Raw genomic sequence first — 13987 nt, 5'->3', positions numbered from 1 at the left:
CATGGCAGATTACCAGGGCAAAAAAGTCGTTATCATCGGGTTGGGGCTGACAGGCCTCTCCTGCGTGGACTTTTTCCTCGCGCGCGGCGTGACGCCTCGCGTAATGGATACGCGTGTTTCTCCGCCGGGTCTGGATAAACTGCCGGAACAGGTTGAACGCCACCTTGGTGGTCTGAATGATGACTGGCTGCTGGCAGCCGATCTGATTGTCGCCAGCCCCGGTATGGCGCTGGCGCATCCTTCACTCAGCGCCGCGGCCGATGCGGGCGTTGAGATTGTCGGTGATATTGAGTTGTTCTGCCGTGAAGCGCAGGCACCCGTTATCGCGATTACCGGCTCTAACGGTAAAAGCACCGTCACCACCCTTGTGGGTGAGATGGCGAAAGCGGCGGGCATGAACGTGGGCGTGGGAGGCAATATTGGCCTGCCAGCGCTGATGTTGCTGGATAAGGGCTGTGAATTGTACGTCCTCGAGCTTTCCAGCTTCCAGCTGGAAACGACCTCCAGCCTTCGTGCGGCCGCGGCGACGATCCTTAACGTTACTGAAGATCATATGGATCGCTATCCGTTTGGTCTGCAGCAGTACCGCGCCGCCAAACTGCGCATTTATGAAAATGCGAAGGTCTGCGTCGTCAACGCGGATGACGCCCTGACCATGCCGGTGCGCGGGGCGGACGATCGCTGCATTAGCTTTGGCATCACCATGGGTGACTATCATCTTAACCGTCAGTTGGGCGAAACCTGGCTGCGCGTGAAGGGTGAGAAAGTGCTGAACGTGAAAGAGATGAAGCTTACCGGCCTGCATAACTACACCAATGCTCTGGCGGCGCTGGCGCTGGCGGATGCCGTAGGGCTGCCGCGTTCGTCCAGCCTGCAAGCATTGACCACCTTTACCGGCCTGGCGCACCGTTTCCAGCTGGCGCTGGAGCACAACGGTGTGCGCTGGATTAACGACTCAAAAGCCACCAACGTCGGCAGTACCGAGGCCGCCCTGAACGGCCTGCACGTTGAAGGGACCCTGCATTTACTGCTGGGCGGCGACGGTAAATCGGCGGATTTCTCCACGCTGAAACCGTATCTCGCCGGGAATAATATCCGCTTGTACTGCTTTGGTCGCGACGGCAGTGAGCTGGCTGAGCTGCGTCCTGACATTGCCGAGCAAACCGAGACCATGGAGCAGGCGATGCGGCTGATTGCCCCTCGCGTGAAGCCGGGTGATATGGTGCTGCTCTCTCCGGCCTGCGCCAGCCTCGATCAATTCAAGAATTTCGAACAGCGTGGCGATCTCTTTACCCGTCTGGCGAAGGAGTTAGGCTGATGCGTTTATCTCTCCCTCGCCTGAAAATGCCGCGCCTGCCAGGATTTGGCGTTCTGGCGTGGGTGTTTGCGGCACTCAAAGGCTGGGTGATGGGCTCTCGTCAAAAAGATAACGACAGCCTGGTCATGTACGACCGTACGCTCTTCTGGCTCACGCTGGGGCTGGCGGCGGTTGGTTTTATCATGGTGACCTCGGCGTCCATGCCTGTCGGGCAGCGACTGGCGAACGATCCGTTCCTGTTTGCGAAACGTGATGGCCTGTACATCATCCTGGCGTTCTGTCTGGCGCTGGTGACATTACGTCTGCCGATGGAGTTCTGGCAGCGGCACAGTACCGCGATGCTGATCGCCTCCATCATTATGCTGCTGATCGTACTGGTGGTGGGGAGCTCCGTAAACGGGGCATCGCGCTGGATTGCCTTTGGCCCACTGCGTATTCAGCCCGCGGAATTTACCAAGCTCTCCCTGTTCTGCTACCTGGCTAACTACCTGGTACGTAAAGTGGATGAAGTGCGTAATAACCTGCGCGGCTTCTTAAAACCCATGGGCGTTATTCTGGTGCTGGCGGTCTTACTGCTGGCGCAGCCTGACCTTGGTACCGTGGTCGTGCTGTTTGTCACCACGCTGGCAATGCTGTTCCTGGCCGGGGCGAAGCTGTGGCAGTTCATCGCCATCATCGGAATGGGTATCTCAGCGGTTGTGCTGCTGATCCTCGCCGAGCCTTACCGTATCCGCCGTGTGACCTCATTCTGGAACCCGTGGGAAGACCCGTTTGGCAGCGGTTATCAGCTGACGCAGTCGCTGATGGCTTTTGGTCGCGGTGAAGTCTGGGGTCAGGGCCTGGGCAACTCGGTACAGAAACTGGAGTATTTACCCGAAGCGCACACTGACTTCATCTTCTCCATTATTGGGGAAGAACTGGGTTATATCGGTGTGGTATTAGCGCTATTAATGGTATTCTTCGTCGCTTTCCGCGCCATGTCGATTGGGCGGAAAGCGCTGGAGATCGATCACCGCTTTTCAGGTTTCTTAGCCTGCTCAATAGGTATCTGGTTTAGTTTCCAGGCATTGGTTAACGTCGGGGCCGCAGCGGGTATGCTGCCGACCAAAGGCCTGACGTTGCCGTTGATCAGTTATGGTGGTTCCAGTCTGCTGATTATGTCGACGGCCATCATGATGTTGTTACGCATAGATTATGAAACGCGTCTGGAAAAAGCCCAGGCGTTTACACGAGGTTCACGATGAATCAACCGAAGCGGTTAATGGTGATGGCAGGCGGTACCGGTGGACATGTGTTCCCGGGGCTCGCAGTTGCGCACCATTTAATGGAACAGGGCTGGCAGGTACGCTGGCTGGGAACCGCGGACCGCATGGAAGCCGACCTGGTACCGAAGCACGGTATCGAGATCGACTTTATTCGCATTTCCGGCTTACGCGGAAAAGGCCTTACGGCCCAGCTTCTGGCACCGGTGCGTATTTTCAACGCCTGGCGTCAGGCGCGCGCCATCATGAAGCGTTTTAAGCCTGATGTGGTGCTGGGGATGGGTGGCTATGTTTCTGGCCCGGGTGGGCTGGCGGCCTGGTCGTTGGGCATCCCCGTGGTGCTGCATGAGCAGAACGGCATTGCCGGTCTGACCAATAAATGGCTGGCGAAAATTGCCACCAAAGTGATGCAGGCTTTCCCGGGAGCCTTCCCGAAGGCGGACGTGGTGGGTAACCCGGTGCGCGTAGACGTGCTGGCGCTGCCATTACCGGATGCGCGCCTGCCTGGTCGTGAAGGGCCGGTCCGTGTGCTGGTCGTTGGCGGTTCTCAGGGCGCACGCATTTTAAACCAGACGATGCCGCAGGTTGCAGCAAAGCTGGGTGATGCGGTGACAATCTGGCACCAAAGCGGAAAAGGTGCTCAACAGATGGTTGAGCAGGCTTACGCCGATGAAGGCCAGCCGCAGCATAAAGTGACGGAATTTATCGACGACATGGCCGCAGCGTATGCCTGGGCCGATGTCGTGGTCTGCCGCTCTGGCGCATTGACGGTGAGCGAAATTGCCGCCGCCGGGTTGCCGGCTCTGTTTGTGCCGTTCCAGCACAAAGACAGACAGCAGTACTGGAATGCGCTGCCGCTTGAGAAAGCCGGCGCCGCGAAAATATTTGAACAGCCACAATTTACCGCCGATGCGGTCGCCACCACCCTGGCGGGCTGGAACAGAGAGGCATTACTGGAGATGGCGCAACGCGCACGCGCGACCGCTATTCCTGATGCAACGGAACGGGTGGCAAAAGAAGTGAGCCTGGCAGCCCAGGCTTAACCCTCGCAGCGCGTGTTGCGCTGCACGAATTTTTTAAGTAGTCGATGGCGTTTAGAGAATGAATACACAACAACTGGCAAAACTGCGTTCTATCGTGCCCGAGATGCGTCGCGTCCGGCACATTCACTTTGTTGGCATCGGTGGTGCTGGCATGGGCGGTATTGCCGAAGTGTTAGCTAACGAAGGCTATCAGATCAGCGGGTCTGACCTGGCGCCAAACCCTGTTACGCAGCAGCTGGCGTCGCTTGGGGCGACTATCTATTTCAATCATCGCCCGGAAAACGTGCGCGATGCGAGTGTGGTGGTCGTGTCGAGCGCCATCTCCTCTGATAACCCGGAAATCGTGGCCGCGCACGAAGCGCGTATTCCGGTGATCCGCCGTGCGGAAATGCTGGCGGAGTTGATGCGTTTTCGTCATGGCATTGCGATTGCCGGAACCCACGGCAAAACCACCACCACGGCGATGGTCTCCAGCATTTATGCAGAAGCGGGCCTCGATCCGACGTTCGTCAATGGTGGTCTGGTAAAAGCGGCAGGCGTGCATGCGCGTCTCGGACACAGCCGTTATTTAATTGCCGAAGCGGATGAGAGCGATGCGTCGTTCCTGCATCTGCAGCCGATGGTCGCCATCGTCACCAATATCGAAGCCGACCATATGGATACTTACCAGGGTGACTTCGAGAACTTAAAGCAGACCTTTATTAATTTCCTGCACAACCTGCCGTTCTATGGACGCGCGGTAATGTGTGTAGACGATCCTGTGATTCGCGAGCTGTTGCCGCGCGTCGGACGTCAAATCACGACTTACGGCTTCAGCGAAGACGCTGATGTCCGCGTGGAAGATTACAAACAGCTGGGTGCGCAGGGGCATTTCACCCTGGCGCGTCAGGACAAAGAACTGCTGCATGTCACCCTGAATGCACCAGGGCGTCACAACGCCCTGAATGCCGCAGCGGCAGTGGCCGTGGCGACAGAAGAAGGCATTGATGACGAAGCCATTCTTCGTGCACTGGAAAGCTTCCAGGGAACCGGGCGTCGCTTCGACTTCCTCGGTGAATACCCGCTGGAGGCGGTGAACGGTAAACCCGGTACTGCCATGCTGGTTGATGACTACGGTCACCACCCGACGGAAGTGGACGCGACGATCAAAGCCGCGCGTGCAGGCTGGCCAGAAAAAAATCTGGTCATGATCTTCCAGCCGCACCGTTTCACGCGTACCCGTGACCTGTATGACGATTTCGCCAGCGTCCTGTCACAGGTGGATACGCTCCTGATGCTGGATGTTTATGCAGCGGGCGAAACTCCTATTCCTGGTGCAGACAGCCGTTCTTTATGTCGTACCATCCGCGGACGCGGTAAAGTAGACCCTATTTTGGTTTCCGATCCTGCTCAGGTGGCTGAAATTCTGGCCCCGGTACTGACCGGCAACGATTTAATTCTGATTCAGGGCGCGGGAAATATCGGCAAAATCGCCCGTACCTTAGCTGAAATCAAACTGAAGCCGCAAACTCAGGAGGATGAGCATCATGGCTGATAAGATTGCTGTCCTGTCTGGCGGCACATCCGCCGAGCGCGAGGTTTCCCTGAATTCAGGTGCCGCGGTACTGGCGGGCCTGCGTGAAGGTGGTGTGGATGCGCACCTGGTCGATCCGAAAGAGACTGACGTAACCCAGTTAAAGGCGATGGGCTTCGATAAAGTCTTTATCGCGTTACATGGCCGTGGTGGCGAAGACGGCACCCTTCAGGGGCTGCTGGAACTCACCGGCATGCCGTACACCGGCAGCGGTGTGATGGCCTCCGCCATTTCTATGGATAAACTGCGCAGCAAACTGCTGTGGCAGGGCGCGGGTTTACCCGTTGCCCCCTGGGTTGCCCTGACGCGTCGCGAATTTGAAATGGGCCTCTCCGATAGCGTTAATGCACGCATTGCTGAGCTGGGCTTACCGGTTATTGTAAAGCCCAGCCGCGAAGGGTCGAGCGTTGGCATGTCCAAAGTTGAGAAAGCTGAGGATTTATCTTCCGCTTTAGCCCTGGCATTTCAACATGATGAAGAAGTTCTGATTGAAAAATGGCTCAGCGGGCCGGAATTTACCGTCGCGATGCTTGGCGAAGAAATTTTACCGTCAATTCGTATCCAACCGGCCGGAACCTTCTATGATTATGAGGCGAAGTATCTCTCTGATGAGACGCAATATTTCTGCCCAAGTGGTCTTGAAGCTGAGCGTGAAACCGATTTACAGTCCCTGGTGGTTAAAGCCTGGCATGTTCTGGGTTGCCGTGGATGGGGCCGCATCGACGTGATGCTCGACAGTGATGGACAATTTTATCTGCTGGAAGCAAATACTTCTCCGGGAATGACCAGCCACAGCCTTGTGCCGATGGCAGCGCGTCAGGCGGGGATGAGCTTCTCGCAATTAGTCGTACGTATTCTGGACCAGGCGGGCTGATATGTCTCAGGCTGCATTGAACACGCGCAACCGCGATGACGAAGAAGAATACTCTTCTTCACGCCGGAGTAATGGAACGCGTCTTGCAGGTATTATTTTCCTGCTCGGGGTGCTGTGCACCGTGTTTATCAGCGGCTGGATGGTTCTGGGCTGGATGGAAGATGCGCAACGGTTGCCGCTTTCGAAGCTGGTGGTCACCGGTGAGCGTCATTACACCCGTAACGATGACATTCGCCAGACAATTCTGGCGCTGGGATCGCCTGGCACCTTTATGACGCAGGACGTCAATATTATCCAGAGTCAGATTGAACGTCTGCCATGGATAAAACAGGCGAGTGTCAGAAAGCAATGGCCAGATGAATTGAAGATTCATCTGGTTGAATATGTGCCCATTGCGCGTTGGAATGATCAGCACATGGTTGACGTAGACGGAAATTCCTTCAGCGTCCCGGCCGATCGTGTCAACAAGCAAAATTTACCGATGTTGTATGGCCCGGAAGGTAGCGAAAACGAAGTGTTACAAGGTTTTCGTGAAATGGGGCAGGTTCTGGCGAAGGACAGGTTTACGCTAAAAGATGCTGCAATGACGGCGCGCCGCTCCTGGCAACTGACGTTAACGAACGGCATTAAGCTCAACCTGGGTCGCGGGGACACAATGAAACGTCTGGCGCGATTTGTAGAACTTTACCCGGTTTTACAGCAGCAGGCACAGACTGACGGCAAACGGATAAGCTACGTTGATTTGCGCTATGACTCAGGCGCAGCAGTCGGTTGGGAACCGGCTCCGGTCGAGGAACCTAATCAGCAACAGAATCAGGCACAGGTACAGGCAGAACAACAATGATCAAGGCGACGGACAGAAAACTGGTAGTTGGACTGGAGATTGGCACCGCGAAGGTTGCCGCTTTAGTAGGGGAAGTTCTGCCCGACGGTATGGTCAATATCATTGGCGTGGGCAGTTGCCCGTCCCGTGGTATGGATAAAGGTGGGGTTAACGATCTTGAGTCGGTGGTGAAGTGCGTACAGCGCGCCATCGATCAGGCTGAATTGATGGCAGATTGCCAGATTTCCTCTGTTTATCTGGCGCTTTCGGGTAAGCACATTAGCTGCCAGAACGAAATCGGCATGGTGCCGATTTCCGAAGAAGAAGTGACGCAGGAAGACGTTGAAAACGTTGTGCATACGGCGAAATCCGTGCGCGTTCGCGATGAGCATCGCGTGCTGCACGTGATCCCGCAGGAGTATGCGATTGACTACCAGGAAGGGATCAAAAACCCGGTCGGTCTTTCCGGCGTACGTATGCAGGCAAAAGTGCACTTGATCACATGTCACAACGATATGGCGAAGAACATTGTAAAAGCCGTTGAACGTTGTGGCCTGAAAGTTGACCAACTCATTTTCGCCGGTCTTGCAGCGAGCTATTCCGTGCTGACCGAAGATGAACGTGAACTGGGTGTCTGTGTGGTCGATATTGGTGGTGGTACAATGGACATGGCCGTGTATACCGGCGGTGCGCTGCGCCACACCAAAGTGATCCCGTATGCCGGGAACGTTGTGACCAGCGATATTGCTTACGCTTTTGGTACGCCACCGAGTGATGCAGAAGCGATTAAAGTACGCCACGGCTGTGCGCTGGGGTCTATCGTTGGCAAAGATGAGAGCGTTGAAGTGCCGAGCGTGGGCGGACGTCCACCGCGCAGCCTGCAGCGCCAGACGTTGGCAGAGGTCATTGAGCCGCGTTATACCGAGCTGCTTAACCTGGTCAACGAAGAGATTTTGCAGCTACAGGAACAGCTTCGCCAGCAGGGCGTGAAACATCATCTTGCAGCGGGGATTGTATTAACCGGCGGGGCAGCGCAAATTGAAGGTCTTGCGGCCTGCGCTCAGCGCGTGTTCCATACGCAAGTGCGTATCGGTGCTCCGCTGAATATCACCGGTTTAACGGATTATGCTCAGGAGCCGTACTATTCAACGGCCGTGGGCCTGCTCCACTACGGGAAAGAATCTCATCTCAGTGGTGAAGCAGAAGTGGAAAAACGCGTCTCAGTTGGGTCGTGGGTCAAACGACTGAACAACTGGTTGCGAAAAGAGTTTTAATTTTTTAAGAGACCGGAGAGAATTAGCGGTCTCGGGCGACAGGCACAACGGAGAGAGAAATTATGTTTGAACCTATGGAACTGACCAACGACGCGGTGATTAAAGTCATCGGCGTCGGTGGCGGCGGCGGTAACGCCGTAGAGCATATGGTGCGTGAACGCATTGAAGGTGTTGAGTTCTTTGCAGTTAACACCGATGCACAGGCACTGCGTAAGACGGCTGTAGGCCAGACTATCCAGATCGGCGGTGGCATCACCAAAGGGCTGGGCGCTGGGGCTAACCCGGAAGTCGGTCGTAATGCGGCTGAAGAAGATCGTGAGGCCCTGCGCGCTGCACTGGAAGGTGCGGACATGGTCTTTATCGCAGCGGGTATGGGTGGCGGTACGGGTACCGGCGCAGCACCTGTTGTGGCTGAAGTAGCGAAAGATTTAGGTATCCTGACCGTTGCTGTCGTGACCAAGCCTTTCAACTTTGAAGGCAAGAAGCGTATGGCTTTCGCGGAGCAGGGTATCACTGAACTGTCCAAGCACGTGGACTCGTTGATTACCATCCCGAACGACAAACTGTTGAAAGTTCTGGGTCGCGGTATCTCTCTGCTGGACGCTTTTGGCGCAGCCAACGACGTGCTGAAAGGCGCGGTGCAGGGTATCGCTGAACTGATTACCCGTCCTGGTCTAATGAACGTTGACTTTGCAGACGTTCGTACCGTGATGTCCGAAATGGGCTACGCGATGATGGGCTCTGGCGTGGCAAGTGGTGAAGACCGTGCAGAAGAAGCGGCTGAAATGGCTATCTCTTCTCCACTGCTGGAAGATATCGACCTGTCTGGTGCGCGCGGCGTGCTGGTCAACATTACCGCTGGCTTCGACCTGCGTCTGGATGAGTTTGAAACCGTGGGTAACACTATCCGTGCGTTCGCCTCTGACAACGCTACCGTGGTAATCGGTACTTCCCTTGACCCGGAAATGAACGACGAGCTGCGTGTTACTGTTGTTGCTACCGGTATCGGTATGGACAAGCGTCCTGAGATCACCCTGGTGACCAACAAACAGACTCAGCAGCCGGTTATGGATCGTTACCAGCAGCACGGTATGTCTCCTCTGACTCAGGAGCAGAAACCGGCCGCGAAAGTGGTTAACGACCCCACTCCGCAAACGGCGAAAGAGCCAGATTATCTGGATATCCCGGCGTTCCTGCGCAAGCAAGCTGACTAAGAATTGGCTGGAATTTGGGGATTTTCGCTCTTTGTGCTAAACTGGCCCACCGTCAGTGATATACACTTTCGGTTGGATAGTTAATTTGGCGAGATTATACGATGATCAAACAAAGGACACTTAAACGTATCGTTCAGGCGACTGGTGTCGGTTTACATACCGGCAAGAAAGTCACACTGACGTTACGCCCTGCGCCGGCCAATACCGGGGTCATCTATCGTCGCACCGACTTGAATCCACCGGTAGACTTTCCGGCCGATGCCAAATCTGTGCGTGATACTATGCTCTGTACTTGTCTGGTGAACGAGCATGACGTGCGGATTTCTACCGTAGAGCACCTGAACGCCGCCCTGGCGGGTCTGGGTATCGACAACATTATGGTTGAAGTCGATGCGCCAGAAATCCCGATCATGGATGGTAGTGCTGCTCCGTTCGTCTATCTGTTGCTGGATGCCGGCATCGAAGAACTGAACTGCGCGAAAAAATTTGTTCGTATCAAAGAGACCGTTCGCGTCGAAGATGGCGACAAATGGGCTGAATTCAAACCGTACAATGGTTTCTCGTTGGACTTTACCATCGATTTTAACCATCCGGCGATTGATGCCAGCACCCAACGCTATGCGATGAACTTCTCTGCTGATGCGTTTATGCGCCAGATCAGCCGTGCCCGTACGTTTGGCTTCATGCGTGATATCGAATATCTGCAGTCCCGCGGCCTGTGCCTGGGCGGCAGCTTCGATTGTGCCATCGTTGTTGACGATTATCGCGTACTGAACGAAGACGGTCTGCGTTTTGAAGATGAATTCGTTCGTCACAAAATGCTGGATGCTATCGGCGACCTGTTTATGTGTGGTCACAACATCATTGGTGCATTTACTGCGTTTAAATCCGGTCATGCACTGAACAACAAACTGTTGCAGGCAGTCCTGGCAAAACAGGAAGCCTGGGAATATGTGACCTTTGAAGACGAAGCTGAGCTGCCGCTGGCCTTCAAAGCACCAAACACGGTACTGGCGTAACGGTTAAAGCCGTTTCGTAAAAAATCGACTGGTTAACCTGGTACTCTCTCCGACCAGGGAGACCAGTCGTTTTTATTTTTACCCCTCTTCATTTATTTGCCCCAGCGTCACTTCTCGTTTACCCGGTGCAGAAAATCTGTGCGTTAGCTGCATTCTTGACCGTTTTTCCCCGCAGCAATACGTCATTCCTGCTGCTGTGTATTGGCTTTAGTGGTAATATCTGGGCGCTTAAAAGAATAATTGAATTCAGCCTGTTGAAGGCTGGCTTAATGTGGTGGAGCAAGTGAGCGGAATACTGACGCGCTGGCGACAATTTGGCAGACGTTACTTCTGGCCGCATCTCTTATTGGGGATGGTCGCGGCGAGTTTCGGCTTGCCTGCGCTCAGCAACAGTGCGGAAGCGGCGACGCCGACGAAGACCTCCACAACCAAACACGATCTCAACACGCGGGTTAATTTTACTAACCTGGCGTGGCTTGAAGCCAATCGCCGCCCGAATTTCTCGGTGGATTACTGGCACCAGCATGCGATCCGTACCGTTATTCGCCATCTGTCATTTGCGATGGCTCCGCAGGCACTGCCTGTTGCTGAAGAGACGCTGCCGGTACAGGCGCAGCATCTTGCTCTGCTGGACACGCTTAACGCGCTGCTTACGCAGGACAGTCAGCCACCCGTCATGGTGCGTCAGACCACGCAAATCGCGCACGTTCCTCCTGCGACCTTCTCCGTTTCGACATGGATTAGCCAGGCCCACGGCATCCGCGCCGGGCCTCAACGCCTCAGCTAAATTAACCTTTTTTCAATACCTTAATTTATCTGCCCAACCTGGGGCGTTTGAGAATTTATTATGCTAATCAAATTGTTAACAAAAGTTTTTGGTAGTCGTAACGATCGTACCCTGCGCCGTATGCGCAAAGCTGTTACCGTCATCAATGGCATGGAGCCGGCGATGGAGAAGCTCTCTGATGACGAGCTGAAAGCGAAAACCGTAGAATTCCGCGCGCGTCTTGAAAAAGGCGAAACGCTGGAAAGCCTGATCCCTGAAGCCTTCGCCGTTGTGCGTGAGGCCAGTAAACGTGTGTTTGGCATGCGTCACTTCGACGTTCAGCTGCTGGGTGGTATGGTGCTTAACGAGCGCTGCATCGCGGAAATGCGTACCGGTGAAGGTAAAACCCTGACCGCAACGCTGCCCGCCTACCTGAACGCACTGACCGGTAAAGGCGTTCACGTCGTTACCGTCAACGACTATCTGGCACAGCGTGATGCCGAAAACAACCGTCCCCTGTTCGAATTCCTGGGCATGACCGTTGGCATCAACATGTCCGGTCTGCCGGCACCCGCCAAACGTGAAGCCTATAACGCGGATATCACCTACGGTACCAACAACGAATACGGCTTCGACTACCTGCGTGACAACATGGCGTTTAGCCCTGAAGAGCGCGTCCAGCGTAAACTGCACTATGCGCTGGTGGATGAGGTGGACTCCATCCTGATCGATGAAGCGCGTACCCCGCTGATCATCTCCGGCCCGGCCGAAGACAGCTCCGAGATGTACCGTAAAGTCGATAAAATCATTCCGCACCTGCTGCGTCAGGAGAAAGAAGATTCCGACACCTTCCAGGGTGAAGGTCACTTCTCTGTCGATGAAAAAGCGCGCCAGGTGAACCTGACCGAACGCGGTCTGGTGAAAATTGAAGAGCTGCTGGTGGCTGAAGGCATCATGGAAGAGGGCGAGTCTCTGTACTCTCCGACGAACATTATGCTGATGCATCACGTCACTGCCGCGCTGCGTGCCCACGCGCTGTTCACCCGCGATGTCGACTACATCGTGAAAGATGGTGAAGTTATCATCGTTGATGAGCACACCGGCCGTACCATGCAGGGACGTCGCTGGTCTGACGGTCTGCATCAGGCCGTTGAGGCCAAAGAAGGCGTTGATATTCAAAATGAAAACCAGACGCTGGCCTCTATTACCTTCCAGAACTACTTCCGTTTGTACGAGAAGCTGGCGGGGATGACCGGTACTGCAGATACCGAAGCATTTGAATTCAGCTCCATCTACAAACTGGATACTGTGGTCGTTCCAACCAACCGTCCAATGATCCGTAAGGATATGCCGGACCTGGTGTACATGACTGAAGCGGAAAAAATTCAGGCGATCATTGAAGATATTCGCGATCGTACCGCTAATGGCCAGCCGGTGCTGGTGGGGACAATCTCCATCGAGAAATCCGAAGTGGTTTCCAATGAGTTGACCAAAGCGGGCATCAAACACAACGTTCTTAACGCCAAATTCCACGCCAAAGAGGCGGATATCGTTGCGCAGGCGGGTTACCCGGCAGCGGTAACAATCGCCACCAACATGGCGGGTCGTGGTACCGACATTATGCTGGGTGGTAGCTGGCAGGCAGAGATTGCCGAGCTGGAAAACCCAACGCCGGAGCAGATTGCTCAGATTAAAGCGGACTGGCAGGTACGCCATGACGCGGTGCTGGCATCCGGTGGTTTGCATATCATTGGTACCGAACGTCACGAATCTCGTCGTATCGATAACCAGCTGCGCGGCCGTGCGGGTCGTCAGGGCGATGCCGGTTCTTCCCGCTTCTACCTGTCTATGGAAGATGCGCTGATGCGTATTTTCGCCTCCGACCGTGTTTCCGGCATGATGCGTAAACTGGGTATGAAACCTGGCGAAGCCATTGAACACCCGTGGGTCACTAAAGCGATTGCTAACGCTCAGCGTAAAGTGGAAAGCCGCAACTTCGATATTCGTAAGCAGCTGCTGGAATATGATGATGTGGCCAACGACCAGCGTCGTGCCATCTATACCCAGCGTAACGAACTGCTGGACGTGTCCGACGTGAGCGACACCATCAACAGCATTCGCGAAGACGTATTCAAAGCGACTATCGACGCGCATATTCCACCGCAGTCTCTGGAAGAAATGTGGGATATCGAAGGTCTGCAGGAACGCCTGAAAAACGACTTCGACCTCGAACTGCCAATCAAAGAGTGGCTGGACAAAGAGCCTGAGCTGCACGAAGAGACCCTGCGTGAACGTATTTTCGAAACCGCGCTGGACGTATACAAGCGTAAGGAAGAAGTCGTTGGCGCTGAGATGATGCGTCACTTCGAAAAAGGCGTGATGCTGCAAACGCTGGACTCCCTGTGGAAAGAGCACCTGGCGGCGATGGACTACCTGCGTCAGGGTATCCACCTGCGTGGTTACGCGCAGAAAGATCCGAAGCAGGAGTACAAGCGTGAATCCTTCGCCATGTTTGCGTCCATGCTGGAGTCACTGAAGTATGAAGTGATCAGCACCCTGAGCAAAGTTCAGGTACGCATGCCGGAAGAAGTGGAAGCAATGGAGCAACAGCGCCGTGAAGAAGCTGAGCGTCTGGCACAGATGCAACAGCTGAGCCACCAGACTGACGAGAGCGAAGCTGCGGCAGCGATCGCGGCCCAGACTGGCGATCGTAAAGTTGGCCGCAACGATCCGTGCCCGTGTGGTTCCGGTAAAAAATACAAGGCGTGCCACGGTCGTCTGAGCTAAATTCATAACAAAACAAAAAGGCGCAGAAATCTGC

At 54.9% G+C, this 13987-nt stretch carries 11 protein-coding genes; all 11 read left to right on the top strand.

The window, feature by feature from the left end:
* Window position 1: 1 nt before the first annotated feature.
* The 11 genes from murD (at window position 2) to secA (ending at window position 13953) form a co-directional block, all read left to right on the top strand.
* A complete protein-coding gene (gene murD, locus L466_RS02555; protein WP_032681668.1) occupies window positions 2-1318 on the top strand; it encodes a UDP-N-acetylmuramoyl-L-alanine--D-glutamate ligase in 1317 nt (438 codons plus the stop codon).
* On the top strand, window positions 1318-2562 hold the full coding sequence (ftsW, locus tag L466_RS02560) for a cell division protein FtsW (RefSeq protein ID WP_014168628.1): 1245 nt from the start codon (window positions 1318-1320) through the stop codon (window positions 2560-2562). The genes murD and ftsW overlap by 1 nt, the downstream gene beginning before the upstream one ends.
* Window positions 2559-3623, top strand: a complete 1065-nt coding sequence (gene murG, locus L466_RS02565) for an undecaprenyldiphospho-muramoylpentapeptide beta-N-acetylglucosaminyltransferase (protein ID WP_032681667.1) — start codon at window positions 2559-2561, stop codon at window positions 3621-3623. The genes ftsW and murG overlap by 4 nt, the downstream gene beginning before the upstream one ends.
* A gap of 58 nt (window positions 3624-3681) precedes the next feature.
* Window positions 3682-5157, top strand: coding sequence for a UDP-N-acetylmuramate--L-alanine ligase (gene murC / locus L466_RS02570; protein WP_014168630.1), 1476 nt, complete (start codon window positions 3682-3684; stop codon window positions 5155-5157).
* The gene (locus L466_RS02575) at window positions 5150-6070 is read left to right on the top strand and encodes a D-alanine--D-alanine ligase (RefSeq protein ID WP_020882578.1); all 921 of its coding nucleotides are present in this window, start codon (window positions 5150-5152) and stop codon (window positions 6068-6070) included. The genes murC and L466_RS02575 overlap by 8 nt, the downstream gene beginning before the upstream one ends.
* Before the next feature lies 1 nt (window position 6071).
* Entirely contained in the window at window positions 6072-6914 is an 843-nt protein-coding gene (ftsQ, locus tag L466_RS02580; protein ID WP_014168632.1) for a cell division protein FtsQ, read from the top strand.
* Entirely contained in the window at window positions 6911-8167 is a 1257-nt protein-coding gene (gene ftsA / locus L466_RS02585) for a cell division protein FtsA (RefSeq protein ID WP_006173845.1), read from the top strand. The genes ftsQ and ftsA overlap by 4 nt, the downstream gene beginning before the upstream one ends.
* A 62-nt stretch (window positions 8168-8229) precedes the next feature.
* A complete protein-coding gene (gene ftsZ, locus L466_RS02590; protein WP_008501978.1) occupies window positions 8230-9381 on the top strand; it encodes a cell division protein FtsZ in 1152 nt (383 codons plus the stop codon).
* Between the two features lie 101 nt (window positions 9382-9482).
* On the top strand, window positions 9483-10400 hold the full coding sequence (lpxC, locus tag L466_RS02595; protein WP_014168633.1) for a UDP-3-O-acyl-N-acetylglucosamine deacetylase: 918 nt from the start codon (window positions 9483-9485) through the stop codon (window positions 10398-10400).
* A 283-nt stretch (window positions 10401-10683) separates the two neighbouring features.
* Window positions 10684-11187, top strand: a complete 504-nt coding sequence (secM, locus tag L466_RS02600; protein ID WP_072126512.1) for a secA translation cis-regulator SecM — start codon at window positions 10684-10686, stop codon at window positions 11185-11187.
* Window positions 11188-11247: 60 nt separating this feature from the next.
* Complete coding sequence (gene secA, locus L466_RS02605) at window positions 11248-13953, top strand: preprotein translocase subunit SecA (RefSeq protein WP_014168636.1); 2706 nt, start codon at window positions 11248-11250, stop codon at window positions 13951-13953.
* Window positions 13954-13987 lie beyond the last annotated feature (34 nt).

The sequence above is a fragment of the Enterobacter sp. BIDMC 30 genome (assembly GCF_000534355.1).
Lineage (GTDB): Bacteria > Pseudomonadota > Gammaproteobacteria > Enterobacterales > Enterobacteriaceae > Enterobacter > Enterobacter ludwigii.
The sequence above is the reverse complement of the archived record's forward strand: the minus strand, read 5'-3'. Positions and strand labels throughout refer to the sequence as shown.

Excerpts from the sequence above, each read along its gene's own strand:
- murD (WP_032681668.1), top strand. The coding sequence starts at position 2 with ATGGCAGATTACCAGGGCAAAAAAGTCGTTATCATCGGGTTGGGGCTG.
- ftsW (WP_014168628.1), top strand. The coding sequence starts at position 1,318 with ATGCGTTTATCTCTCCCTCGCCTGAAAATGCCGCGCCTGCCAGGATTT.
- murG (WP_032681667.1), top strand. The coding sequence starts at position 2,559 with ATGAATCAACCGAAGCGGTTAATGGTGATGGCAGGCGGTACCGGTGGA.
- murC (WP_014168630.1), top strand. The coding sequence starts at position 3,682 with ATGAATACACAACAACTGGCAAAACTGCGTTCTATCGTGCCCGAGATG.
- L466_RS02575 (WP_020882578.1), top strand. The coding sequence starts at position 5,150 with ATGGCTGATAAGATTGCTGTCCTGTCTGGCGGCACATCCGCCGAGCGC.
- ftsQ (WP_014168632.1), top strand. The coding sequence starts at position 6,072 with ATGTCTCAGGCTGCATTGAACACGCGCAACCGCGATGACGAAGAAGAA.
- ftsA (WP_006173845.1), top strand. The coding sequence starts at position 6,911 with ATGATCAAGGCGACGGACAGAAAACTGGTAGTTGGACTGGAGATTGGC.
- ftsZ (WP_008501978.1), top strand. The coding sequence starts at position 8,230 with ATGTTTGAACCTATGGAACTGACCAACGACGCGGTGATTAAAGTCATC.
- lpxC (WP_014168633.1), top strand. The coding sequence starts at position 9,483 with ATGATCAAACAAAGGACACTTAAACGTATCGTTCAGGCGACTGGTGTC.
- secA (WP_014168636.1), top strand. The coding sequence starts at position 11,248 with ATGCTAATCAAATTGTTAACAAAAGTTTTTGGTAGTCGTAACGATCGT.